This window comes from Spirosoma fluminis (genome assembly GCF_054778895.1).
The window spans coordinates 161,938-187,074 of sequence record NZ_BAAGZD010000041.1 but is presented as its reverse complement, the minus strand read 5'-3'; the positions used below and the strand labels follow the sequence as shown (position 1 = coordinate 187,074).

Sequence of the window (25,137 nt, the reverse complement as noted above, 5' to 3'; positions counted from 1 at the left end):
CTTCTAAAACAGACGATTGACTCCCTGTTGAGTCAATCGTCTGTATCTGAGCGAGCAATTGATTATGTGCTCGCTAAAAACAAGGCTCTATACGAACGTCTGGCTTAATGATATTCCCAGGGCTCGCTGATGTGTTGGCATCGCACAAACGTATTATCGAGCAATCGGGCGGGAGTTTTGGTATGCGTTACCACGATCTTGTCGATTCTGCCTTAGCACAGCCTTTTGCTACGTTCGATGGGAATGATTTTTATCCAACGCTGATAGATAAAGCGGCTTTAACCGACTATTTGCTGATTAGTAATCATCCGTTTATTGATAGAAATAAGCGAATCGGGCATGCTATTATGGAAGTGGTTTTAGTTATGAATGGGCTCGAACTAAAAGCCTCTGTAGCCGAACAGGAACACGTTATTTTACAGGTTGCCGACGGTAAGTTGACAAGAGAGCAGTTCACCGATTGGGTACGTCAGCACGTAATACAGTTATGAACCAACCCATTGGTGTGTTTGATTCGGGTTATGGTGGCCTGACTATACTGCGCGAAATTGTTCAGAAACTGCCTCAGTACGACTACGTCTACCTGGGCGATAATGCCCGTACGCCCTACGGTACGCGTTCGTTCGACACGGTTTATCACTATACACTGGAGTGCGTTCAGCATCTGTTCGATCAGGGCTGTAAGCTGGTGATTCTGGCCTGTAACACGGCTTCGGCCAAGGCGTTACGTAATATCCAGCAACTTGATTTGCCGAAAATCGCTCCCGATCGCCGGCTACTAGGTGTTATTCGGCCTACTACCGAAGTGATCGGTACGTACTCGAAAACGGGTAATGTCGGCATTCTGGCGACACGCGGTACCGTTACATCAGAGTCTTACCGGGTTGAGATCGAGAAGTTCTTTCCGGATGTACGGGTGTATCAGGAAGCCTGCCCGATGTGGGTACCACTGGTTGAAAATGGCGAATACGCCAGTGACGGAGCCGATTATTTTGTCAGGCAGCACATCGACCGCTTGCTGGCGCAGTCAAGCCAGATTGATACGTTGCTGCTCGCCTGTACGCATTATCCGTTGCTGCTGGACAAGATCCGGCAATACGCACCGGCTAACGCAACGATAGTTAGCCAGGGCGGTATTGTCGCTGACCGTTTAGCCGACTATCTGCACCGTCACCCCGAGATCGAAATGCAATGCAGCAAGCATGGCCAGCGGGCTTTTCTGACGACTGATTCTACCGACGATTTCGATCGGCAAGCCGCCATCTTCTACGGAGAACCCGTTCAATCGCAGTATCTGGCGCTATAATACATATTACGTTTTCTTTAGCGGGAGACCGCGACGGTGCTCGCTAAAGAAAGCCATACTATCGCTCCACAACGGCCCGGTTTAGGTAAGCTACTAACGGCTGCAAGCCTGCAAAGGCATTCAGCACCTGTTTGGTCAGGGCTGGTTTCGTCAGTGCGGAGTCAGGGAGCGTATGCGAAGCCGTAAAGCTCTTCAACTTCAGATATTCAACCGCGGGGTTATCGGCAGTATACCCTTTGGGTGGCCGTTGCAAGGCTTCGTCGCGGTTTAGTCCACCAAAATGACTCGTAAAGGAGGGCGCTTTGAGCAGAGATTCAAATTCTTCTAAGTTGTAATCAATCTCCTGTCGAACCGTAGCCAGCACCGTTGGGTCGGGCATATACAAACCTCCCGCGACAAAACAATTACCGGGTTGGATGTTCACGTAATACCCGGCTGATTCCAGTTTCTTGCCGCCCTTGTTGAACCAGGCACCAAAATTGGTCTTATAGGGCGATTTGTCAGTAGAAAACCGAACGTCCCGGTTAATGCGGAAGATGCAGCTTTTTGCCTGTAAGGGCGTTTCGGCAATGTCGGGGTCCAGTGCGCCCAGGCCTTCGATCAGCTTCGTTACGAATTGGATAAAATCGGCTCGGGCGGTTTCGTAAGTCTTTCTGTTCTCATCGAACCAGGGTTTGCTGTTGTTCGCTTTCAGGTCGGTGAGGAACGTTAGAGTGGTCGATTGCAGCATGATTAGCGATACGCATAGGCTTGGCTGGCAAAGCTATTCATTTTAAGGCACAGTACGGCAACTGTCTGCCCGTCGGGTTCAGGTACGGAAACGGCCGTAATTCCCTTTTCCCGCCAAAAATTCGTACCTTTGTCTTTCAATCTGAACGGGAAATAACGCGCCATGATCACGGTACAAAACGTCTCGCTCCGCTATGGAAAGCGGGTGCTGTTCGACGATGTCAACATAAAATTTACTTCCGGCAACTGCTATGGTGTCATTGGCGCCAACGGGGCCGGAAAATCAACGTTTCTTAAGATTTTATCGGGTGAAATCGAACCGCAAACCGGTTCGGTAAGTTTTTCGCCCGGTGAACGCATGTCGGTGCTCAAGCAGAACCAGTCGGCCTACGACGAATATCCGGTGCTGCAAACGGTGATTATGGGTAACCAGCGCCTGTACGACATCATGCAGGAAAAAGACGAGCTGTACGCCAAGGTCGATTTCACGGATGCCGACGGCGAACGGGCGGCCGAACTGGAAGCTGAATTTGCCGAAATGAACGGCTGGGACGCTGAATCCGATGCCGCGTCGCTGCTATCAGGATTGGGTATCAAAGAAGACATTCACTACAGCCTGATGTCGGACCTGAACGGGTCGGAAAAAGTACGGGTGCTGCTGGCGCAGGCGCTGTTTGGTAATCCGGACATTCTGCTGCTCGACGAGCCGACCAACAACCTGGATGTGGAATCGAGTATCTGGCTGGAGAACTTCCTGGCTAATTTCAACAATACCGTCATTGTCGTATCCCACGACCGCCACTTCCTCGATCAGGTCTGTACGCAGATTGTCGATATTGACTTTGCCAAGGTTAAGCTGTTTACCGGGAATTACTCGTTCTGGTACGAATCGAGCCAGTTAGCCCTAAAACAACGGCAGGATCAGAACAAGAAAACGGAAGACAAACGAAAAGAGCTGGAAGAATTCATTCGCCGGTTCTCGGCCAACGCGTCGAAGTCGAAACAGGCAACCAGCCGCGCTAAGCTGCTCGAAAAGTTAACGATTGAAGACATCCAGCCGTCGTCGCGGAAGTATCCGTACGTGAACTTCAAGCCGGAACGTGAACCCGGCGATCAGATCCTGACGGTCGAAAATCTGACCTACACGGCAGAGGATGGTACCAAGCTGTTCGAGAACATGTCGTTTACGGTCAATCGGCAGGACAAGATCTTTATGTATAGCCGGGATGGCCTGGCCGTATCAGCGCTGATGGACATTCTATCAGGTGAGCGGAAAGCGGATTCGGGTACGTTCCGCTGGGGTGTTACCATTACGATGTCGTACTTCCCCAACGATACCGAGAAAGAAAAATATTTCCAGACGGATCTGAATCTGGTCGACTGGCTGCGGCAGTACTCGGTGGAAAAAGATGAAAGTTTCATTCGCGGGTTTCTGGGTCGGATGCTGTTTTCAGGCGAAGAATCGCTCAAGAAAGCGACCGTGCTGAGTGGGGGCGAAAAAGTACGCTGTATGCTGTCGAAAATGATGCTGTCGGGTGCCAACGTCCTCATGCTCGATGAGCCGACCAACCACCTTGACCTGGAATCGATTGAATCGCTCAACAACGGCCTGATCGATTTCAAAGGTCCGGTTCTCTTCACTTCGCATGACCACCAGTTTGCGCAGACCGTGGCTAACCGCATCATTGAGATTACGCCAGCCGGCATTCTTGATAAACTGATGACCTACGACGAATACATCTCCGACGACCGGGTAAAAGCCCAACGCGAAGAGCTGTATGAGGCCGTAGCGTAAATTAACCACAACCAAAAAAGGCAACCTCATCAGCGGGGTTGCCTTTTTTTATACGTATATCGTTTACCTTGCCGACCAGCATTGCATAACGCGATTGGCTAATCAACCAAAGTAGTTTCGAAATCAATGGGCTCCTGCAAGGTTCGATGGATAGGGCACCGGTCAGCCATTTCCAGCAAGCGAGCCCGCTGGTCAGCATCCAGATCACCCGTCAGGACCAACTGCAGGCTAAATAGCGACCGTTTGGCAGCGGGATCGTAGGTGTAGTTGACGTGCGCAACCACCGCGTCGAGCGGCCAGCCTTTGCGGTCGGCATACATACGTAACGTAATGACCGTGCAGGAAGCCAGCGCACCGGCCAGCAACTCACCCGGCCGCATACCACGGTCCTGCCCACCAACTTCCTGCGGTTCATCGACAACGATCACCTGCGATCCGGTGGTGAGGTGGGTTTCGTACGGAGTACGTTCAATACGGGCAGAGATTGTGGCCATTGAACAAACGGTAAACTAAATTTTTATGAGTTTGATGCTGTACGCACCGACCAGCAGTAGCGTATTAATTACCCCATTCGCCGGGGTTCTGCCGCCAGGTTGACAAAGAGGCCATTGCCTCCGCCGGGATGTAATCGAGGGCCTGCGCTTCGGTGAGCAGGGCATCATAGTTGCTCAGGCAAATCAGTGGTACGTTCTTACTGGCGAAGTTTTGGTCAGCTAGCGGAAATCCATAGGTGAAAATAGCGGCCATACCCAGTACCTCAGCGCCCGCAGCCCGCAGGGCGTCCACAACTTTCAGGGAGCTGCCGCCGGTCGAAATCAGATCTTCAATAACCACCACGCGTGCCCCGGCTTCGAGTTGCCCCTCAATTTGTTTGCCCATGCCGTGGGCTTTAGGCTCGGGCCGGACGTAACAGTAGGGAAGCCCTAATACGTCGGCGACCAAAACGCCCTGCGGAATGCCGGCCGTCGCAACGCCCGCAATAACAGTGGCTTCTGGAAATTGCTGCCGGATTGCATCGGCCAACGCATTCTTAATAAAGGTACGTACGTCTGGGTGAGCGAGGGTGACCCGGTTGTCGCAATAGATAGGGGATTTCCAGCCTGAACTCCAGGTGAATGGCGAATCGGGTTGTAGTCGTACGGCCTGCACCGCTAACAGATGCCGGGCTACGGTTTGTTGGATGGCTAATGAGTCCACGGATTACCAAATAATGACACCCTCAAAAGTAAGCAAACCTGGTAATTGTTCTTTAGTGTTTAGGCGATAAGTCCATTTAATAAAAAATAGTTGCCAACCCTTGTTTCTGAATGATGAGGATTGGTAACACCCAGTATCTTAGACGGATTGACCGCATTTACTTCCTCACTTCTTACAGAATGATGCCGAATTCACCAACTCAACCGCCTGATCTCTTGCTGCAAAGTGTGTTGCAGAATTCGATGGATGGCATCCTGCTTTGCCAGGCAATCCGTGATGAACAGGAGCGGATTGTAGACTTCAGCGTTGTTTGGTGCAACGACCGGGCGGTAGCCATAACGGGTCGGTCACGCGAGCAGATGCTGAACCAGACTATGCTCACGGTAGACCCCGACGGACATAGCAGCGGCATTTTTTCTAAATATGCTCAAGTGGTTAAAACGGGACTGCCGATGCACATCGAGCACTATTTTAGTGGGGGAAACATCTGGATGGCGCAGTCGCTGGCCAGGTTTGGCGATGGTGTACTGGCTTCGTGGTCTGATATAACGAGTTTAAAGGAAGCTGAAAAAGCCCGTCAAGAGGAAACCGAGCTTTTGCAGGCAATTCTGGACAATACACAGACGGGCATAGCGGTGATGCAGTCGGTTCGTGACCTGGCCGGGCAGATCGTTGATTTTCAGTTTACGCACATAAATGTTGATGCAGAGCGGATTACACAACGGTTGAAAGGTGAGCTGATTGGGCATTATTATTCGCTTATCTGGCCCGAAGCGAAAACCAATGGCGTACTCGATTGGCATATTGCGGTCGCCCAAACCGGTAAACCGGCCAAAATAAACGGGGTAAATATTTCGGTCGATGGCTACGACGGGTGGTACAATATCCGGATCCGGCCATTCCGCGACGGAGTGATCGCTACGTTTGTAGACGTAACGGCGTTAAAACAGGCTGAACTGGATAACCAGAAGCAGACCGATCTGCTGCGCTCGGTTCTGGACAGTTCATCGAACGCGATCATTGCGTTTAAGGCCGTTCGGGATGCGCAGACCAACCAGATAATTGATTTTCGGTACGTTGCGCAGAACGAAGCCAATCGTCGAAACCCAGTCCGGACCGACGAAGAAGTGATTGGCCATACCATGCTCGAATTTTTTCCGAACGTAGTGCCTACCGGTTTGTTCGATCGCTACGTGCAGGTGGTCGACACGGGTGAACCCGCCCGTTTTGAGCAGGAATATAATTACGATCAGCTAAGCGGCTGGTATGAGCTTTCGGTCGTGAAATGGGACGATGGCATCGTTCTGACTTTGGTCGATATTACGGCCAGTAAAGACTACCAGCAGCAGATCGAACAGGCGAACCGTGAGCTGCTGTACGTCAACGATAACCTGCGTCAGTTTGCCTATGTAGCCAGTCATGATCTACAGGAACCGTTACGGAAGATTACCGCCTTTGGGGATATACTTCGGGAGCAGTTTGCTCCTCAACTCGACGAAACCGGGCAGGATATTGTGAAACGGATGCAGCTCGCCACCGAGCGCATGTCGGTGCTGATCAAAGACGTACTGGCGTATTCACGCATTACGACCCATCGGCAGCCCTTTCAGCCGGTTTCGCTCAACGATATCCTTCTTCAGATCGAAAACGAATATCAGGGAGAATTTCAGAAAAACAACCTGAGCCTGCATGTGGATAAATTACCCACGGTTCAGGGCGATCGGTCGCAGTTACATAAGCTGTTCAGTAATCTGTTGGCCAACGCGCTTAAATTTCGCCTGCCAGACCGGCCCTGTGCGGTTCAGATCACCTGTAAGATCATAACTGGTACCGACGGACCTGCCGGGCTGAAACCCAGTGTTACGTACTACGAAATCAGCGTAACGGATAATGGGATTGGCTTTGAGAATAAACACGCGGAGCGCATTTTTCAGGTTTTCCAACGGCTCCATACCCGGCAGCGCTACGAAGGCACGGGCGTAGGTCTGGCCATTTGTAAGCGGGTTGTGGAGAATCATTATGGCCTGATCACGGCAGATAGCCAGTTGAACGAAGGCGCTACGTTCCGGGTATACCTCCCCCAGTAAAAGCCTCTTACTAAACGAGTCCGTAAGCGAGCCGACGAAGAAAGTCAGATTTCTTCACTCTTTATTTAACCGAACTTTTACCGTATCGATCCGGGTGCCATCCATCGATACGATGGTGAAGGTGAACGGCGCGTAGTCAATCACATCACCTACCTTGGGCAAGTCCTCGTTGGTAGCCAGAATTAAGCCGCCCAGCGTATCATAATCGCCGTCGGGTATGCTCCAGCCGTATTTCTCGTTGAGGTCGTCAATTTCGTGCCGGGCACTGAGGAGCCAGTTTGTATCGTCAAGCTGCCGCTCAACCCAGTCTTCGTTCGTGTCGTATTCGTCCTGAATTTCGCCGAATATCTGCTCAACCATATCTTCTACACTCACAATACCAGCAGTACCCCCAAATTCATCAACGACCAGGGCCAGACTCTTGCGTTCCGTCAAGAAGCGTAGCAATAGATCCTGGGCGGGCATGGTCTGCGGAACAGTGATAATGGGCGTATTTATTTCGGCAACCGTGGCTGGTTTTTTAAACAGGGACAGCGCGTGGCAATAGCCGATTACATCGTCGATTGTGTTCCGATAAACGATAATCTTGGAGTGACCACTGTCCTGAAAAGCCTGCCGTAGTTCTTCAACGCTATCCTCTACGTCAATGGCCGTAATCTCCGTGCGAGGGACCAGACAGTCGCGCACCCGCACATCCCGGAATTCAATGGCATTGGTAAAAATTCGGGTGTCTACCTCTACGTCTTCTGCCATGTCTGATTTCTGATTCAGCTGTTGCAGGTAGTGGTTCAGATCCGTCAACCCGAATACAGGCTTAATTTCGGGATTCCGATTGCCCATCACGAAGCGGATAAAAAAACGGGCGGTGCCTACCAGAACCCGAACGATCGGAGCAATGGCTTTGAAAATAACCCAGATCGGGATTGCCAACCATTCCAGAAATCGATCGGGATGAATAAGCGCCAGACTTTTGGGGAGATAGTCGGCTACAGGCAGGAAAACAACCGTAAGAATCAGTGTCTCCAGCCCAACGAGCAGGAATGGACTGTTGTACGCATCCGGAATGACATGCATCAGCACCGGGTTCAGGAACGTAACGCCTAACACCGCGTAGATAACCAGAAACAGAGTATTGCCGGTTAAGGTGGTTCCAACGAACAGAATCGGATTCTTCAAAAATCCGGATACCAGTTTCTCCCCCAAAGGCCCTTGCTTGCTGTGCAGTTCAAAATAGATGCGATTTACGGAAACGTAGGCCATCTCGACGGCCGAAAAAAAACCGGCCAGAATGAGGGCTAAAAAGGCACCAAAAAGCAAGACGTAGGATTCCATAGAGGGTGGTTGAACGGAACAGAAAACGGCTGACACCTATCAGGCCAGCCGCTTTCTGTTCATCACTATTTTTTCTTCTTCTTCCGGTCAGCGGCCATTTGCTTAATAGTCGGCGACACGGCTTTTTCTCGTTCCAGCCGCCAGTTCTTAACGTACTGAAACGCCAGCAGCGAGGCTAAACACAGCATCAACAGCCAGTAACTATCTGCAAAATCGGTCCGCTGGTACTCCGCAATCCAGATGATCAGGAAGCCAGCGGCAACGGCCAGCAGAAGAATTTCAGAAAGCTTCATAAAGTATACTAAATCGTGTTCTGCCAACTCAATGGACTCATCAGCTCAGCACTGACTAAGCCAGTTGTTTGTCCCGCATCTTGCTAAACTCGCGGTAGCGCCGAATGGTTGAGATGGCAAAGCCCAGCATCACGACCAACGTACCAATCCAGAGTACGTTGATCAGCGGTTTCTCGTAGGCTTTCATTACGATGTAATCCCGCTGCGTTCGGTTGACGGCGAACACGAATTTACCCGTTTGCGGGTTGATTTCGTTGAGCTGAAGCCGGATGCCCAGTTCATCGCTGGTATCAGCCCGGCGGCCTACCATCCGGTCTTTGATGATAAATACCGGGTTAAGAACCTGCTCGCCGTTCTTGCTAAGTACCCGCACCTGCGCTTTTACGGCCGCATCATTCGGTCCAAGCTGCGTACCATCGACTTCGTTCGTCCGGATAACGTCATCCAGAATGGCTACGTAATCATTCAGGAAGAACGTGTCTTTGATGGCTACGGAATAGGTTTCGGTTTTCTCCCACTTCTTCTCTTCCGATGGGTCTGGCGCCGTAGCGATGTACGTATAGATATCACGCTGGAGCGAGTGGCGGCTATCGGGCGACAACACAACTCCCATCCGTTTGTTTACCTGAATACGTGGGTAAAGTGTAAAGACCTGACCATTCGGTTCGCGGTATTCAACGGCGTAATGCACGTTCTCGGGATACAGTCCCAGCGTATCGCCTTTTTTGTAATATACCTTGCCGTTCTGTTCAATATCGCGCTGGGCAATGCCGTGAAAATCACCTTCGATCACCGATACGTCGTCGCGGGACACGTAACCGGGCACACCCCGCACCTCGATTTGCTGACCACGGTACGTGACCTGGTAGTTATCCATCCGTTCGGGCTGGTTGAGCCAGAGCAGCACGTTCTCTTTGTTCTCCTTATTACCGTCCTTGGTGAAATCGTCCGAATTTGAAATCATTAGCCCACTCGTATTGAGCGAGATCACCCGCGAATACCCCGACGAGTAAAGAATACCAATCAGCATCAGCGCCATGCCGATGTGCGCGATGGCTCCCCCCGACATCCGGTAATTTCCGCGGATGATGCCGAGCAGAATGGTACCGTTAGCGGCCAGCGCAAACACCGACGCCACCAGCAGGGCCATATACACCGGATTGCTCATTGAATTGAAGGCAATCAGGCCCGCACTAATCAGCAACGTAATGATACCCGGCGTAATGAGCGCATCCCACTTTTTATTGTCGATCTTCCGCCACCACATGAACTGGCCAATGCCCGTCAGCACCGCAATGATCACGAAAAACCAAACCTGAAACTTGTTGTAGTGCGCAATCTGATTGGCCGGAAGCGCCAGGTTAGACACCTTGCCAAACAGCTCCAGCACTTTGTTATAGACCGGAATAGACGTAGTGGCAACGACCTGAAACGCAGCCAGACACAATACCGTTGCGCCAATGAACAACCAGAACTCTTTCGTATACACCGATGCTTCCTGCTCATCGCTCGGGATGTACTTCCATTTGCGGACCGCCAGCAACGTGGCCAGCGCTACAAAGACGAGCAGATACACCAGCAACTGCCCCGACAAGCCAAGGTCAGTAAATGAGTGGACCGAAGCATTGCCCAGAATACCACTCCGGGTCAGGAAGGTAGAATACAGGATGAGCAAAAATTGAGTGATGGTCAGAATAACGGCGGTCTTCAACCCAGTTGAACTGCGCTTGGCAATCAACATCGTGTGCAGAGACCCGACCATAACCAGCCACGGTACGTATACTGCGTTCTCGACGGGGTCCCAGTTCCAGTATCCGCCGAAGTTAAGCGTTTCATACGCCCAGTAGCCGCCCATCATAATACCAATACCCAGAATCATGGCTCCGAAAAGCGTCCAGGGTAAAGCAGGACGAATCCACTCCAGGGGCTGATTCCGCCATAAACCGGCAATACAGAAGGCAAACGGAACTAAAGTCAGGGCAAAGCCGAGGAACAGAGTAGGCGGGTGAATCACCATCCAGTAGTTCTGAAGCAAGGGATTAAGCCCATTTCCGTCTTTCGGAACAAAGTTTGGATCGGCCGTGAAGATCGGTGCATCGGGCATGGCTTCGCTCAGCAGCAGAAAAGGCGAGGAGCCCAGCTTGAACGTATCGCCGAAGACAACCCCCAGAATCATGGACGCCAGAAAGGCCTGCACCAGGGCAAAAACAGCCATCATCGGAGCTTCCCACTGGCGACCATTGGTACGAATCAGAATAACGCCTAGCAAGGCATTCCAGAAGAGCCAGAGCAGGAACGACCCTTCCTGACCTTCCCAGAAACAGGAGATCATGTACTGCACCGGTAAGGCACGCGACGAGTGACTCCAGGCGTAATGATACTCGAAGTAGTGATTGTAAATGATGTAGAACAACGAAGCGACCACGCCAGCGATGGCGGCCCCGTGGATGTAGAACGCCCAGCGAGCCAGCTTGCGCCAATCGTCGACGTCCGTCATGGTTTTGCCTGTGTCCGTTTTTTTCGGCCCGGCTGCCCGTTTAGCCGTTTTGCCGCCGAACGATGCACCATTGGGATTTTCCTCGCCCGCATAGGCAAGCTGAGGTTCTTCAATGGCAATCGCCTGGCCGATGTTACGTCGGCCCAGGGCTGATATGAAATACGCCACCGTCGCTACCAATGCCGTAACGAACGACAGAATAACGAAGAAGTGACCAAGTTGTCCTACTGTGGTATGTATCATAAACTAAAAAGAGTGAAAGAATGAATGAGTGAATGAGCAATCCATCCACTGCTTCGCTCTTTTATAACTGTGCGGTTTTTGCTTCGTGTTCAGTCGTTTCGAGCTTACCGTCCTGGTATTTCGATGGGCACTTGAGCAAAATTTTGTTGCACTGGAAGTGATCGCCCTGCATGGCCCCGATCACTACAATCTGCTCCGACCGATCGAAATCCTGCGGCTTGGGGCTGTTGTATACGACTTTCTGCGCCCGATTGTCATTATCGACCAGGGTAAACTCAAAATGGTTGGGGTCGATCTGTGGGTTATAAAGCATATCGACAATCTGACCCTGCTCGTTTTTCTTGACCTTCCCCACTACGTGAATCAGTTTATCGTCACCGTCCTGGGCGAGTTCCGACGCCTGTTTGAACGTAACGTACGAGCTGGCGTCGCCCGCCGTTGCAACGATGATGCCGATGGCGAGTGCGATAACGATGATGCCGAAGATATGAGAGAGTTTCATAGGCGCTTATAATCGAACAGAACTGGTAGTATTCTTTTGGTTAACCTCTTTTTCCAGCTTGCCAATCTGACGGTCGAGCCGGATCAGGTACGCAATGATACCTGCAAATACAGCGGCAATAACCGCCACTACAACCCAGATTTTACCATCCGCCCGCAGTCGGTCGGCCATTTCGACCCCGTCGCTGACCGGTTGCTGCGCCAACACCTGCTGGCTGAAGAGAAGGAGAGCCGCTAAGGGGGCTTTTATGAAAGAGGAGAGTCGCATGGACGTCTAAATAGATGTAAAAATAACGTAAAATTAGCTTGAATCATTCCCGGTTCTGGACCGGAATCTTATTCGTCTAAAACCGCTTTTATCCGACGTAACCGCACGCGCAGCTGACTAATCCAGACGCCCAGCAAGATAAAGCCAATAATTGAAGGATAGAAGACCATTCGCATCTGGTTATCCATGTCATATTTGCCGAAGGCTGGGTTACCGCCATTGCCGGGGTGCAGGGAGTCGGTCAGGCGCGGAACGATGAAAATCAAGGGCACGAAAACGGCAAACGCAAAGATATTGTAGACGGCCGAGATGCGGGCTCTACGCTGCTCATCATCGAACGAACCGCGCAGAATAAGGTACGCAAAGTACATGAGCATTCCTACAGCAACGCTGTTCAGTTTCGGATCGTTAGGCCAGGGCTCGCCCCAGGTGAAGTTCGCCCAAAGCGACCCCGTGACGCAGCCAAGAAGGCCATACAGAATCGCCGTGTTCGCAAACTCAACGGCCACCAGATCGTCGTCAAACCGACCGCTACGTAGGTAACGAATCGAATATACGGCTGAAGTGAGCAGCAAAGCAATCATCCCAAACCAAAGTGGAACGTGAAAATAAACGTTCCGGATGCTTTCGTTCAGGATAGGCTGGCGCGGTACGACACCCAGCAGTCCCTGAAGTACTACGTATGTAAGAATTACGACCGCGAGGGCCTTCCACCAGTTCGTTTTCATTGTTTAAATAGTTAGTTGCCCGGTGTTCGGTTATGCTACGCAGGTGACCCAGATCGTCAGGCAACCGAACCCGCAAACATTAATCAGCTCCGCCATAAAAACGGAAACAAAAGCCAGGATAACGTTACGACAATCGCGTCGATAGCCAGCACAATTCCGATTTCGTCCCAACTCGTGCTCCGGTCCAGACCATCCAGCGCATTCTTCGAAATCTTCAATAACATCAACAGGAGCGGCAGAATAATTGGGAAGCTCAGTACCGCCATCAACGTCGCCGGATTTTCGGCTTTACTGGCAATACCCGATACCAGCGTGAGCGAAGCCGCAAAGCCGATAGCCCCCAGTATCAGTGTGATCAAATAAAGCCCAACATCTTCCACCGGATTGCCCAGCACAAACGCATACACGCAAAACCCTAACAACGCCAGCACCAGCATCAAGGCGGTATTGTACAGGATTTTCGACAAAATAATTTGCTGCGGACTCGTAAGCGTATAGTAATACAACTGACGCCCAGCCCGTTCCTGCACAAAACTTTTGGCAATAGCGTTGATCGCCGTAAATAAAAGAATAATCCAAAACAACGTGTTCCAGACAATCGGCGTGAGCTGACCCCGCCGGGCGTTGAAACTTAGATAACAGACGAACACAGCTCCCACGATATACAGCAGCATGCCATTCAGCGCGTAGCGTTGCCGCCATTCGAGGAGGAATTCTTTACGCATCAATGCGCTCAACTGCCGTACCGATTCTGCCATGCTTCGTCTTCTAATTCTGCAAATTTACAGCGCAATGCCGATGGTAAAAAGAAAAGTCTGCTATTTGCACGTCCGGTTAGGGCCTTTGCCGGTAAAAGGCCGTTTGCTTGCATGACCTATTCTGTTATTCTCACTCTGTGTGCATTCTCGTTTGTAGCTGGCTTTATTGATGCGATTATTGGCGGGGGCGGCCTGGTTCAGACGCCTGCCATGCTCATTACCTTACCTCAGTATCCGGTTCCTGCCCTGATCGGCACCACGAAGATTCCGTCGCTGGCGGGCAGCCTGATGGGCGCTTTTCAGTACAGTCGGCGGGTAGCGGTAGCAGGGCGATTCATTGGCCCGATGATGGGGATTGCGTTCGGCGCTTCCTGGCTCGGGTCGTGGACGCTGACGCGCGTACCAAACAGTTTCATGAAACCGCTGGCCCTGGTGATCCTGATGGCTGTGTTCCTGTATACTCTGACTAAGAAGGATTTCGGTCAGGTGACCCATCGGGTTGTAACGGCCCAGCAGCAACGCGTCCGTATGTGGGCAATGGGAGCTACTATTGGCTTTTACGATGGCTTTTTCGGACCCGGAACCGGTAGTTTTCTGGTATTAGGGTTCATTGCCCTGATTGGATTTGACTTTCTAAAAGCGAGTGCCCACGCCAAGCTGGTGAATGCAGCGACCAATCTGGCCAGTGTTCTATTTTTCGTCAAGCAAGGTGTTATTCTGTATACGGTAGCTTTGCCAATGGCTATCGCTAACTTATCCGGTTCCTTTCTGGGCGCCCGATTAGCGATACTGAAAGGCAACCGTTTTATCCGGGTGTTCTTTTTGCTGGTTATTATGGCTACCATTCTACGCTTCGGCTGGGATTTAAGTAAGCTGTATCTATGAGTCATCACAGAATTAACGGGTTGATAGATAAGTCGAAACGTAGTGCGTAGGACGCAGATTCAGCTTTACTGACTGTCTGCTTTACGGATGCATGAGTGCTTCGTCTTTTTTAAGTCAGCCCTTGCATCGACAAACTTTCCGTCGTAATCTTGCGTTAATTAAACTGAATCTAAATAAGGCGACCGTATCACTACGGTATTCCAGACCATGAGTAAGCGCAGTGTAGCCGACCTGAAAATTGGAGAACGAGCGATCATTCAATCGTTCAATGATCAACTAATGTCGCTCAAGCTACTCGAAATGGGGTGTTTACCGGGCGCTGAGGTATGCCTGCAAAGCAAAGCTCCGCTGGGTGATCCGATCTGTCTGAATGTATCAGGCTACTGCCTGGCGATGCGTAGGTCTGAAGCGGCTACCATATTAGTTGATTAGGTGGCACTGCATCAGGCCGTACAGTCGCAGTGCGTAGGGTCGCCGAAGACCGAAGGGCTCCGTACCCCGCTGTAAACCGAATACTGACTTGAGTTCCCCTATAATTGCTCTTATCGGTAACCCAAACGCTGGTAAGTCCTCGCTGTTTAACCAACTGACGGGGCTACGGCAAAAAACCGGTAATTTTCCAGGTGTTACAGTTGACAAAAAATCAGGAACGTGGCCTATTGATGCCAACATCACAGCCACCGTTGTTGACTTACCCGGCGTATACTCAATCTACCCAAAGTCGTTAGACGAACAGCTCGTTACCGATATTCTGGCTAACCCGGCCCATCCTGACTATCCGGATGTAGTTGTGGTCGTGGTAGATGCTTCGAATCTGCACCGCAATCTGCTCCTGTTCACACAGGTCGCTGATTTAGGTATTCCGACCGTACTGGCCCTGAATATGCTGGATGTTGCCCGGCAGCAGTCGAAAGAAGTAAACAGTGTGCGGCTGGCCATGCGCTTGGGAGTTCCGGTCGTGCGGATTAACGCCAGAACCGGCGAGGGGGTTGATCAGGTCAGAAAGGCCGTTCTGGGCCAGATGAGGGAGCCAACCTTACCCGGCAAGTTATTTTTTGACCCCGCCGAAGAAGCGCCCGCCCTCATCGAAGATACCCGGCAGCAATACGAACTGGACAATAACTATCTGGCGCTTCAGTACGTCATTCAGCACGACGGCTTTACGTTCCTGAACCGTTCGCAGCAGGTCGGTCTGGATAAGCTCATCGATCAGCATCAGTTCAGCGAAACGCCGTTTCAGGCGGGTGAAACCATAACCCGCTACAAACGTATTGCGTCCATTGTGGCGGAAGCCGTAGCCGACAACCGCCCGGTTAACCAACCCACCTGGAGCCAGAAGCTCGATCGGTTGCTGCTGCATCCCATCTGGGGGTACGCCATTTTTGGATTTATTCTCTTTCTGATCTTTCAGGCCATTTTTGCCTGGGCGCAGCCGTTCATGGATGCGATTGATACGGGCGTTGCCTGGTTGAATGGCGAGTTGAAAACGCGTTTACCCGCTGGCCCACTCACGGATCTGTTGACGGATGGCGTACTGGCCGGTATCGGGGGCATACTCGTATTTATTCCGCAGATTGCCTTTCTGTTTTTCCTGATAGCGCTGCTCGAAGAATCGGGCTACATGTCGAGGGTAATGGTCATCATGGACCGGATCATGCGCAAGTTCGGCCTGAACGGCCGAAGCGTTGTTCCCCTCATTTCGGGTGTGGCCTGTGCCGTTCCGGCCATTATGGCGACGCGGAGTATTGGTACCCGGCGCGACCGGCTCATCACGATCCTGGTAACGCCCCTTATGAGCTGTTCGGCCCGCTTACCTATCTATACAATTCTGATTGCGCTGGTTGTGCCGGATAAGCGTCTGCTGGGAATTTTCAATTTACAGGGGGTAGTATTGATGGGCTTATACCTGCTGGGTCTGGTGAGCGCGCTGGTTGCTGCCTACGTCTTGAAACAGATGCTACGTACTAAAGAGCGCGGTTTCTTCATTATGGAGCTACCTACGTTCAAACTGCCCCGCTGGAACCACGTAGGCCTGACGGTATGGGATAGTGTTCGTTCGTTTGTCTGGGAGGCTGGTCGGGTTATTCTGGCGATTTCAATCGTTCTGTGGGTGCTGGCCAGTTACGGTCCTGGCAACTCGATGGATGAAGCCGAAGCACGCGTACGACAGCAGACAGGCGTAGCCGCCGATGAACTGAACAATCAGATTGCCTCGCAGCGGCTCGAAGCGTCCTACGCGGGTCGGTTTGGCCATTTTATTGAGCCGAGCATTCGCCCCCTCGGGTACGATTGGAAGATTGGTGTTGCCCTGCTCAGTTCGTTTGCCGCCCGCGAAGTATTTGTCGGTACAATGTCGACGATTTACAGTATTGGCGATGGCGATGACGACGCGGGAACAACCATTCGGGAGCGGCTCCGCCAGGAGAAAAATCCGGAGACCGGCCAGGCTATGTACACCCCGGCGGTGGCTTTTTCGCTATTGATATTCTATGTTTTCGCGATGATGTGCATGAGTACGTTAGCGGCCACCCAGCGCGAGACGAAGAGCTGGAAATGGCCTGCCGTGCAACTCACGTATATGATGATACTGGCTTATGGTTCTGCGTTTGTTACGTATCAGCTCATGAAGTAAGTCAGCATTGGCGTGAAAACAGAAAGGCCCGTTGAAGATGCTTCAACGGGCCTTTTATATTGAAAAAGCACTACCATAGTAATCCTTTAGAGATCAATGGGTAAATGAAGTGATAGACGATGTACGTAAACAAGCCTATCGTTAGACCGCCCAGGGCGGTCGTTTGGTCAATGGAGACCCGTGTTCTGCGTGAACTCCGGCTAACCCGCCAGTCTCTTTGTGCTGTATGCTTCATAGTATGTGTTGAAATGGGGTATTTTCCCATACACAAATTTTAGACCGCATTCAACCGCGCAGATGAGTTACAGATCTGTATTAAGTTAACGGCTTGTTACAACTGACGTTACGAATCTAATATTAGCTATATCCTGTCTGGTCCATATATAGTTCTATATGGCTATGTACTCTATCTGTGGAATAGTGTGGTGATGTTTCTACACTGCTGTTGCCCAGAATCCACAGCTACTCCCAGCGTAATGCGCTGATAATATCCGAAGCTATCATACCGATCTGGCCACGTTGCTTAGCTACTTTGTCTCCTGCCAGCCCATGCGCGAATACACCCAGCACGGCAGCTTCTACCGGGTCGTACCCTTGAGCCAGAAGCGCCGTCAGGATACCAGTCAGGACGTCGCCCGTGCCGCCCGTGCTCAAGCCGGGATTACCCGTTGAGTTAAAATGAACTTCGCCACCGGGAGTCGCTACGGCTGTGTGGGCTCCTTTCAGGACAACCACTACCTGATAGCGCTGGGCGAAGTCGCGCAGCATCGTTAACTTCTCGTAATCGTTTTCCCAGCTTTGAGTGAGTCGTTCAAATTCTTTCGGATGAGGAGTAAGGATGCTGTTTTTGGGTAATCGACTGAGCAAATCCCGATTTTCGGAAAGCAGATTCAACGCATCCGCATCCACGACCATAGGCTTCGTCAGACTCGGCAAAAGCTCACGTAGCAAGGTCAGCGTTTCCGGGGCTTTGCCAATGCCGGGGCCAATGCCGATGGCCGAATACGTTGTAAAGTCGGGAACATCGATTTCAGCTCGTCCGGTCAGGAAGTTCGAATGCCGGTCAGGACGGCACATAGCTTCAGGAACCGCAGTTTGCAGCACTTCGTAGCCACAACGCGGTACCTGAACACTCAACAGGCCAGCCCCGGCCCGTAGGCAGGCTTTGGCGGCCAGCACGGCCGCTCCCATTTTACCGTAACTACCAACCAGCAGCAACGCGTGGCCAAACGAGCCTTTGTTGGAAAATCGGTCGCGGGTGCGAAGCAACAGACGGGCTTCTCGCGGCTGCGTGTAATAATAAGGCGTTGGTGCCGTATCGATGTAGCGTTTCGACAAGCCGATCGCCACTACGTGCCAATGGCCAACGTAACGGCCATTTTTAGGCAGCATAAAAGCCAGCTTGGGCAGTTGAAACGTAACGGTATGATCGGGCTCAATAATGACGTCATCCTGCTGATTAGGCTGGTCGGCAGACAAACCACTCGCGATATCTACCGAGACAACCGTAGCGGGGGCCCGGTTGATACTCTCAATGACACTTTTCACAATGCCTTCGGTAGGGCGCGATAAACCGGAACCCAGAATGGCATCGATCACCACTTCGTTGTGCCGAATGGCGGGTACGTCACGCGGATCTTCGATGTAGTTGATCCGTTCGGTAACCAGTTTCAGGCGACGATGATTGTGCATGAAATCGTTGGACTCGCGGGGGGCGTAACGCACCACGTGGACTTCAATCGGATATGCCCGTTCCAGCAGCAGCCGGGCAATGGCCAGACCATCGCCCCCGTTGTTTCCCAGCCCGCAGAAAACCTTCGTGGAGGTGGTGTTGGGGAAGCGATCAACAAACCAGTCAACAAACGCGAGCGCTGCCCGCTCCATAAGGTTGATAGGAGCAATAGGCTCGTGTTGAATGGTAAATTGATCGAGCGCGCGGATCTGATCAACGTTCAGTATCTTCATAAGTTGGGTGTCGTCACCTAGTGTAATTTTACAAAAGTATTTTCTCCCCGCTAAAATTTTACTATCTTTGCGGCTCATTTCGCAAATAGTTATCTGGCGATTTATATACGGTCATGAGCGAGTTAATCAAATTAGTGGAGGCAGACAACGCGCAGCGTCGCGCCGAGATGCCCACGTTCCGGGCGGGCGATACGGTGAACGTACACGTCAAAATCCGCGAAGGAAATAAGGAGCGTATTCAGATTTTTACGGGCACGGTAATTCAACGCCGGAACCCAAGCAGCGGTGGTGAAACATTCACCGTTCGTAAAGTATCGAATGGTGTTGGTGTAGAACGGATCTTCCCGTTGTTGTCGCCCAATGTTGACAAGGTTGAGGTTGTCCGCCTAGGCAAAGTTCGCCGTGCGCGCTTGTTCTTCCTGCGCGGTCGTCAGGGTAAGGCTGCCCGCCTGAAAGAGCGTAAGCCAAAGGCAGTAGCTGCTTAATCGCTCTCAATGCGTACCCATTTACTGAAAGCTGCCTGTAAAGGCGGCTTTTTTTATGAGTTATAGAGTTGTACAGTCAAAGAGTTGTATAGTTGCTGGCGCTCCTAGCTCAACCGAAAGAACTTTACAACGCTGTAACTTTACGACATTACAACTTTTCTCCGATGAACTTCTCAAAATACCAGGGCACTGGCAACGACTTTGTTTTAATTGATGATCGGGCCGGTGAGTTTCCGGCTACGGATCAGCGGCTTGTTGAACAGCTCTGTCACCGCCGGTTCGGCGTTGGGGCCGATGGCCTGATTTTGCTGCAGACGGACCCAGACTACGATTTTCGGATGGTATATTTCAATGCCGATGGAGCCGAAGGAAGTATGTGCGGAAACGGCGGCCGCTGCATTGTTCGGTTCGCCCACGATCTGGGGATTTTCGGTACACATACCCGCTTTATTGCCGTAGATGGGGAGCACGCAGCGGAAGTTAATGAACATGGTATATCGTTGAAGATGAGCGATGTAACCGGCATTGAAGACCGAAACGATCTGACCTTTCTGAATACCGGATCACCCCATGTGGTTCGGTTTGCCGATGATCTGGAGTCGCTCGATGTCATGGCCGAAGGTCGATCCATCCGGTACAGTAGTGAATTTCAGCCGGGCGGAACAAACGTCAACTTCGTTCAGGTCGTTGGCGGCAATACGTTGTTTGTCAGGACGTATGAGCGCGGGGTCGAAGACGAAACGTACTCGTGCGGTACAGGCGTAACGGCGGCTGCTTTGGTGGCCTCTCAGCAACTTGGCCTGCCAAGTCCTGTGTCGATTCGCACGCTGGGCGGAAATTTACAGGTCGCGTTTACGGTCCAGGAAACCGGCGGTTTCTCCGACGTGTACCTCATCGGACCTGCTGCGTACGTGTTTGGCGGGGAGGTAACCATTTAGATCAATACCAGACAAGTCCTGACAGGAAGCGTTCAACTTACGCGTTCAGTTAGAAACTGATTATTTATAGACGACAAGATTGGTTACCGGCAATCTGGTATTTTTATACAGGACTTACGGCCTTTGCATTGTTTCGCAGGCCGCTGGTTGTGTTTATGTACGCTGCCATAAATACCATCATTGAGCTGCGATATAAAGACCTGCGCATGAAAGATACGCCAAGCGCCTTTTTACAGACCATGGGTATTCTGCTAAGCCTGCTTTGCTCTTTCGCACCAACACGGCCTATGATCGATTCTATGAGGGACGGCAGGCCTGGAGCAGGCGTACTCGTAAATGATACCCGAAATCTCGCTATCTTTTACAATACTGTGCTGCCGACGGATGACATGGATAATCGGCTCTTTTTTGCAAAACGATTTCTAACTTTCCGTTAGCGCTGAAAAATCACCTCCGCGATCAGCCGGGAGCCGATGAGCTTGACATGACTGAAGGAGGACAGCGAAATCTGGCTATCTTCAGTCACAAACCATCCAGTGGTTCTAACCAGCTCTGGTATCGGACAGAAGCGCTGTATCGGCAGGGAGCTATTTCTGAATCATAGCATATTAACCTCAGTAAGTACCTGACGAGCTTGATTAACATCTGTGGCATTTGTGAACGTATTAAGAGTACGCCAATTCCATTTTCCTACAATCTGCTTATCAAGCTGCTTATTATGCTGTACGTGGGTGTACTGCCGTTTACCATGATCGAAATATACGGCTATTTAACCATCCCGGCCGTGTTGTTCACCTCGTATATTCTGGTTGGTCTGGAGATGATCGGGGAAGAAATCGAAGAATCCTTTGGGTTTGAAGGGAATGATCTGCCTTTAAATCAACTGAGCCAGTTGATCCGGGTAAATGTTTACGACATTCTACAAATTGACCTGCCGCACCTAGAAAAAAAGGCTGCCAAACCTGGCTTCACTATTGTCACCTGACTAGCTTTCGTCCTCAATAATACCACCCTGTACGTGATAAATGGCTTTCTGGCGGAATTCGGGCTGACGTAGCAGATCTTTTGCCGCCACCCGGCTGCGGACGCCATTTGTGCACATTACCACAATGGACTCGTACGGCAGCAACTCGTCCTTACGAGCCCGAATATCGGGTAAGGGAATGTTTAACCCGCCCAGGTTGAACTCGTCAAACTCCCATTCGTCCCGTACGTCCACAAGAACCAGGTGGGGCTGCTGGCGAAGGGTTTCGAATTCACGTAACGTTATGTCAGTGTATGGTTGTGGTGTCATACACTGACATAACCGTCATTTTCGGCTTGCTGTTCCATCGGGCGCAACATGTCAACGGTCGCTGATGGCAAGAATTTCGATCTCGTCAACCTGAGGGCGGCTTCCCCATCCACACTCCAGCGCAACTTGTCGGCCTGTTTTATAGAACCGGATTCGGACGGGTTTCTGGGCGGAGTAGCGCTGCTCGGCGGGAACGCTGGATAGGGCATTCTGCAAAATTGGCAACGAACTCGCCGTTGGTTTGTATTGAATAAATGGAGTAGAAGAGCCTTCCGACTCGATTCGGACGGATTCTTCGCAGCCGTCAACCGGTAAGCTATTGCCGGTAATAATGGCAAGGGCTTCCTGCTCAGGAGACGAGAGCGTTGTTTTTTCGGACTGGCAACCAAACAGGCCTGCCAGAACCAGGAATATGGACAGTTTCATAATCTCGTTTTTTAAGATAAAGACCCGCTTACCGCACAACAGGTTGTAAGGTTAGTGTATAAACTCGGTTTCTGTCAATCTGTCAGCCTGATTTATCCTGGAACAGGATTTGTTCCCCACCGGTAGCCAACTATAACAAACATTTATTCCTTACTCATTTCTAACTTATGGAAGCCGTACAGAACGAAAAAGGCGAGTCCACGCAGGGCGAATCCACGCGGGGCCAGATCTCGATTCATACCGAGAATATTTTCCCGATCATTAAGAAATTCCTGTATTCCGATCACGAAATTTTCCTGCGTGAGCTTGTCTCCAATGCTGTCGATGCGACTCAAAAGTTGCGCCAACTCTCCTCATTTGGTGAATTTGGTGGCGAACTGGGGGAACTGAAAGTAACCGTTTCGCTCAATGAAGAAGCCAAGACCATCACCATCAGTGACAATGGCATCGGCATGACGGCCGATGAAATCAAGAAATATATCAACCAGATTGCATTCTCCGGCGCAACGGACTTTCTGGAAAAATACAAAGACAAAACCGACGACAAAGGCCAGATTATTGGTCATTTTGGGCTCGGTTTCTACTCGGCATTCATGGTGGCTGAGTCGGTTGAAATCGTTACGAAGTCGTACCGCGACGGGGCAAACGGGGCCGACCACTCGGCTTCGCGCTGGGTATGTGATGGCTCAACTGAGTTCGAACTGACGACTGCCGAACGTAGCGAGCGGGGCACCGATGTGATCCTGCACATTGCACCCGATTCCGAAGAGTTTTTAGATAAAGGTCGCCTGCGCGGTATCCTGGACAAATACGCGCGTTTCCTGCCCGTGCCAATCGAGTTCGATGGGCAGACGATAAACACGACTACGCCGATCTGGACGAAGGCCCCCGGCGAACTGACCGACGAGGACTACAAAACGTTCTATCGCGAGTTGTACCCGATGAGCGAAGAACCCCTGTTCTGGATTCACCTAAACGTTGACTATCCGTTTAACCTGACGGGTATTCTATACTTCCCGCGCGTTAAAAATGAGCTGCGTTTCCAGCGCGAAAAAATCCAGCTGTACAGCCGCCAGGTATTCATTACCGACGAGGTAAAAGACGTAGTGCCCGACTTCCTGATGATGCTCCACGGGGTCATCGATTCGCCGGATATTCCGTTGAACGTATCGCGCAGCTTTTTGCAGGCTGATGCGAACGTGAAGAAAATTAATGGCTATATCACCCGGAAAGTGGCTGATAAGCTGAACGAGCTATTCAATGCCGACCGCAAAGCGTTTGAAGAAAAGTTTGATGATATCGGGCTGTTCATTAAGTACGGTATTCTGAGCGACGACAAGTTCTGGGAGAAGGCGAAGAACTTCGTCTTGCTGAAAGATACGGAGGGGAACTATGCAACGCCCGACGAATACCGGGAAAAGATTCAGGCGAACCAGACCGATAAAAACGAAACGCTGGTGCTGCTCTACACCACTGACCGCAAGCAGCAGGATGCCTATATTGAGTCGGCTCGTCGGCGTGGGTATGACGTCCTGGTCATGGACAACGTCATTGATCCGCACTTCATCAATGCACTCGAATACAAACTCGAGAAAGTACACTTTGTGCGCGTCGATGCCGATACGCTTGATAAGCTGATCGATAAAGGGCTAAACAACGAGAGTGTATTGTCGGAGGACGACCGGACGAAGCTAAAAGAGGCTTTTGAGCAGGTGCTGGATAACAAAACGCTGACTGTAAGCATCGAAGCGCAGCCTACTGATGAACTGCCGGTTACCATTACCCAGCCCGAGTTTATGCGTCGGATGAAAGATATGTCGGCCTTATCGGGTGAGCAGTCGTTCTACGGTAACTTACCGGCAAGCTATAACGTTGTCGTTAACGCCAACCACCCATTGATCGGTAAAATCATCGCCGAAACCGAGGCTGATACGCAGAAGGCGTTAATCAAACAAGTATATGATCTGGCCTTACTGGCGCAGAATATGCTAACCGGTGCTGATCTGACTGCCTTCGTGCGCCGGACGGTTGCCAGCCTGTAATACTATCATCTATTAAAAATAGAGCGCCCAGCACTAGGTAGTGCTGGGCGCTTTTACATATACAACCTGCTGTTTCGGTCAAGCTTGCCCGTTTCTGCTACGTGGTATCCGGGAAACTACGGTTCCGGCGGATTTATCTGTAGCCTTTGTAAACCAAACCTTTCGCCGGGCAATAAGCCGTCCAATAATGAAGATTAGAACCAGCCCAATCAATACAAAAGCGACCAGAGGCAGTAATATGGTGAAGATCGATAACCCAACCGACGCTACGTTTTCGCCCGTAGCGACAACGGGATTGGCCACACCGCCAGTAGTCGCTGTTGAACCAAGACGTAACAAGCTGGTGCCAGCCTGAATAACGCCCGCCGATCCGCCACCCAGCATAAGGCCCAAACCCCAATGTATCACTGGGTTGTCGATGTGCAGAAAGGACGTACTCAGCAGAGTTCCAGCGGCAATAGAAGCTGGTGTCGCCAACGTATCGAGCAAGTTATCCAGCCAGGGAATGTAATAAGCCCCGACTTCGAATACGGTAGCCACGGCTAGTCCGCCAATGGTTGGCCATCCGCTTATCCACTCGAAACCCGACACAGGCCCAACAAGACCAAACTTCGTCGCCAGACTGGCGATTAATAAGGGAACAAACACCCGAAACCCGCAGCAGGCGGCCAAACCAATACCAACACAGGCACTAATGAACCAATCAATCGTCATGGTTGTGAATGGGTTTATAAAG

General features: G+C 51.2%; 25 protein-coding genes. 11 read left to right on the top strand and 14 right to left on the bottom strand.

What is annotated here, in order from left to right:
• The first annotated feature begins 107 nt into the window (after positions 1–107).
• Both ACYVBJ_RS22705 and murI read left to right on the top strand, forming a co-directional pair.
• Positions 108–491 (top strand): type II toxin-antitoxin system death-on-curing family toxin, encoded by a 384-nt coding sequence (locus ACYVBJ_RS22705; RefSeq protein ID WP_460984586.1) that lies wholly within the window; start codon positions 108–110, stop codon positions 489–491.
• Positions 488–1,306, top strand: coding sequence for a glutamate racemase (gene murI, locus ACYVBJ_RS22700; RefSeq protein ID WP_460984585.1), 819 nt, complete (start codon positions 488–490; stop codon positions 1,304–1,306). Before ACYVBJ_RS22705 ends, murI begins: the two co-directional genes overlap by 4 nt.
• Positions 1,307–1,364: 58 nt before the next feature.
• Here murI and ACYVBJ_RS22695 read toward each other — a convergent pair whose 3' ends face one another.
• Positions 1,365–2,036: a DUF2461 domain-containing protein gene (locus ACYVBJ_RS22695; RefSeq protein WP_460984584.1), complete on the bottom strand. Its 672-nt coding sequence runs from the start codon at positions 2,034–2,036 to the stop codon at positions 1,365–1,367.
• A 162-nt stretch (positions 2,037–2,198) separates the two neighbouring features.
• On the opposite strand from ACYVBJ_RS22695, the gene ACYVBJ_RS22690 reads away from it, so the two are divergent.
• Positions 2,199–3,830 (top strand): ABC-F family ATP-binding cassette domain-containing protein, encoded by a 1,632-nt coding sequence (locus ACYVBJ_RS22690; protein ID WP_460984583.1) that lies wholly within the window; start codon positions 2,199–2,201, stop codon positions 3,828–3,830.
• 98 nt (positions 3,831–3,928) lie between these two features.
• Here the strand turns inward: ACYVBJ_RS22690 and ACYVBJ_RS22685 are convergent, their stop codons facing one another.
• Together ACYVBJ_RS22685 and pyrE are read right to left on the bottom strand one after the other, a co-directional pair.
• The gene (locus ACYVBJ_RS22685; protein WP_460984582.1) at positions 3,929–4,324 is read right to left on the bottom strand and encodes an OsmC family protein; all 396 of its coding nucleotides are present in this window, start codon (positions 4,322–4,324) and stop codon (positions 3,929–3,931) included.
• 64 nt (positions 4,325–4,388) lie between these two features.
• Positions 4,389–5,027 carry an orotate phosphoribosyltransferase gene (pyrE, locus tag ACYVBJ_RS22680; RefSeq protein ID WP_460984581.1) on the bottom strand — a complete coding sequence of 213 codons (639 nt, stop codon included), beginning with the start codon at positions 5,025–5,027 and terminating at the stop codon, positions 4,389–4,391.
• 179 nt (positions 5,028–5,206) lie between these two features.
• On the opposite strand from pyrE, the gene ACYVBJ_RS22675 reads away from it, so the two are divergent.
• Positions 5,207–7,114 carry a sensor histidine kinase gene (locus ACYVBJ_RS22675; protein ID WP_460984580.1) on the top strand — a complete coding sequence of 636 codons (1,908 nt, stop codon included), beginning with the start codon at positions 5,207–5,209 and terminating at the stop codon, positions 7,112–7,114.
• 54 nt (positions 7,115–7,168) lie between these two features.
• Here the strand turns inward: ACYVBJ_RS22675 and ACYVBJ_RS22670 are convergent, their stop codons facing one another.
• From ACYVBJ_RS22670 to ACYVBJ_RS22640, 7 genes are all read right to left on the bottom strand, one after another.
• A complete protein-coding gene (locus ACYVBJ_RS22670) occupies positions 7,169–8,446 on the bottom strand; it encodes a hemolysin family protein (protein ID WP_460984579.1) in 1,278 nt (425 codons plus the stop codon).
• Positions 8,447–8,511: 65 nt separating this feature from the next.
• The gene (locus ACYVBJ_RS22665) at positions 8,512–8,739 is read right to left on the bottom strand and encodes a hypothetical protein (RefSeq protein ID WP_460984578.1); all 228 of its coding nucleotides are present in this window, start codon (positions 8,737–8,739) and stop codon (positions 8,512–8,514) included.
• A 55-nt stretch (positions 8,740–8,794) separates the two neighbouring features.
• The gene (gene ccsA / locus ACYVBJ_RS22660) at positions 8,795–11,479 is read right to left on the bottom strand and encodes a cytochrome c biogenesis protein CcsA (RefSeq protein ID WP_460984577.1); all 2,685 of its coding nucleotides are present in this window, start codon (positions 11,477–11,479) and stop codon (positions 8,795–8,797) included.
• Positions 11,480–11,540: 61 nt separating this feature from the next.
• Complete coding sequence (locus tag ACYVBJ_RS22655; RefSeq protein WP_460984576.1) at positions 11,541–11,981, bottom strand: cytochrome c maturation protein CcmE domain-containing protein; 441 nt, start codon at positions 11,979–11,981, stop codon at positions 11,541–11,543.
• Between the two features lie 6 nt (positions 11,982–11,987).
• On the bottom strand, positions 11,988–12,248 hold the full coding sequence (locus ACYVBJ_RS22650; protein ID WP_460984575.1) for a CcmD family protein: 261 nt from the start codon (positions 12,246–12,248) through the stop codon (positions 11,988–11,990).
• A 68-nt stretch (positions 12,249–12,316) separates the two neighbouring features.
• Complete coding sequence (gene ccsA / locus ACYVBJ_RS22645) at positions 12,317–12,976, bottom strand: cytochrome c biogenesis protein CcsA (RefSeq protein ID WP_460984574.1); 660 nt, start codon at positions 12,974–12,976, stop codon at positions 12,317–12,319.
• A gap of 83 nt (positions 12,977–13,059) precedes the next feature.
• Complete coding sequence (locus tag ACYVBJ_RS22640; RefSeq protein WP_460984573.1) at positions 13,060–13,734, bottom strand: heme exporter protein CcmB; 675 nt, start codon at positions 13,732–13,734, stop codon at positions 13,060–13,062.
• Between the two features lie 111 nt (positions 13,735–13,845).
• Between ACYVBJ_RS22640 and ACYVBJ_RS22635 the strand changes: the two genes are divergently transcribed.
• The 3 genes from ACYVBJ_RS22635 (at position 13,846) to feoB (ending at position 17,251) form a co-directional block, all read left to right on the top strand.
• Complete coding sequence (locus ACYVBJ_RS22635) at positions 13,846–14,619, top strand: sulfite exporter TauE/SafE family protein (protein WP_460984572.1); 774 nt, start codon at positions 13,846–13,848, stop codon at positions 14,617–14,619.
• A 207-nt stretch (positions 14,620–14,826) separates the two neighbouring features.
• A complete protein-coding gene (locus tag ACYVBJ_RS22630; protein ID WP_460984571.1) occupies positions 14,827–15,051 on the top strand; it encodes a FeoA family protein in 225 nt (74 codons plus the stop codon).
• An 88-nt stretch (positions 15,052–15,139) separates the two neighbouring features.
• Positions 15,140–17,251: a ferrous iron transport protein B gene (feoB, locus tag ACYVBJ_RS22625; RefSeq protein ID WP_460984570.1), complete on the top strand. Its 2,112-nt coding sequence runs from the start codon at positions 15,140–15,142 to the stop codon at positions 17,249–17,251.
• A 462-nt stretch (positions 17,252–17,713) separates the two neighbouring features.
• On the opposite strand, the gene ACYVBJ_RS22620 is transcribed toward feoB, so the two are convergent.
• Positions 17,714–19,216 (bottom strand): NAD(P)H-hydrate dehydratase, encoded by a 1,503-nt coding sequence (locus ACYVBJ_RS22620; protein ID WP_460984569.1) that lies wholly within the window; start codon positions 19,214–19,216, stop codon positions 17,714–17,716.
• Between the two features lie 113 nt (positions 19,217–19,329).
• Here ACYVBJ_RS22620 and rplS point away from each other — a divergent pair, with 113 nt between their 5' ends.
• The 3 genes from rplS (at position 19,330) to ACYVBJ_RS22605 (ending at position 21,624) form a co-directional block, all read left to right on the top strand.
• The gene (rplS, locus tag ACYVBJ_RS22615) at positions 19,330–19,701 is read left to right on the top strand and encodes a 50S ribosomal protein L19 (protein ID WP_460975537.1); all 372 of its coding nucleotides are present in this window, start codon (positions 19,330–19,332) and stop codon (positions 19,699–19,701) included.
• Positions 19,702–19,865: 164 nt separating this feature from the next.
• Complete coding sequence (dapF, locus tag ACYVBJ_RS22610; protein ID WP_460984568.1) at positions 19,866–20,639, top strand: diaminopimelate epimerase; 774 nt, start codon at positions 19,866–19,868, stop codon at positions 20,637–20,639.
• A gap of 634 nt (positions 20,640–21,273) precedes the next feature.
• Positions 21,274–21,624 (top strand): hypothetical protein, encoded by a 351-nt coding sequence (locus ACYVBJ_RS22605; protein WP_460984567.1) that lies wholly within the window; start codon positions 21,274–21,276, stop codon positions 21,622–21,624.
• Here the strand turns inward: ACYVBJ_RS22605 and ACYVBJ_RS22600 are convergent, their stop codons facing one another.
• Positions 21,625–21,933: a rhodanese-like domain-containing protein gene (locus ACYVBJ_RS22600; protein ID WP_460984566.1), complete on the bottom strand. Its 309-nt coding sequence runs from the start codon at positions 21,931–21,933 to the stop codon at positions 21,625–21,627.
• Positions 21,934–21,984: 51 nt separating this feature from the next.
• The gene (locus ACYVBJ_RS22595; protein ID WP_460984565.1) at positions 21,985–22,359 is read right to left on the bottom strand and encodes a hypothetical protein; all 375 of its coding nucleotides are present in this window, start codon (positions 22,357–22,359) and stop codon (positions 21,985–21,987) included.
• Between the two features lie 167 nt (positions 22,360–22,526).
• Here ACYVBJ_RS22595 and htpG point away from each other — a divergent pair, with 167 nt between their 5' ends.
• Positions 22,527–24,401: a molecular chaperone HtpG gene (gene htpG / locus ACYVBJ_RS22590; RefSeq protein WP_460984564.1), complete on the top strand. Its 1,875-nt coding sequence runs from the start codon at positions 22,527–22,529 to the stop codon at positions 24,399–24,401.
• A 78-nt stretch (positions 24,402–24,479) separates the two neighbouring features.
• Here htpG and ACYVBJ_RS22585 read toward each other — a convergent pair whose 3' ends face one another.
• The gene (locus ACYVBJ_RS22585; protein ID WP_460984563.1) at positions 24,480–25,115 is read right to left on the bottom strand and encodes a DUF4126 domain-containing protein; all 636 of its coding nucleotides are present in this window, start codon (positions 25,113–25,115) and stop codon (positions 24,480–24,482) included.
• Between the last annotated feature and the right edge of the window lie 22 nt (positions 25,116–25,137).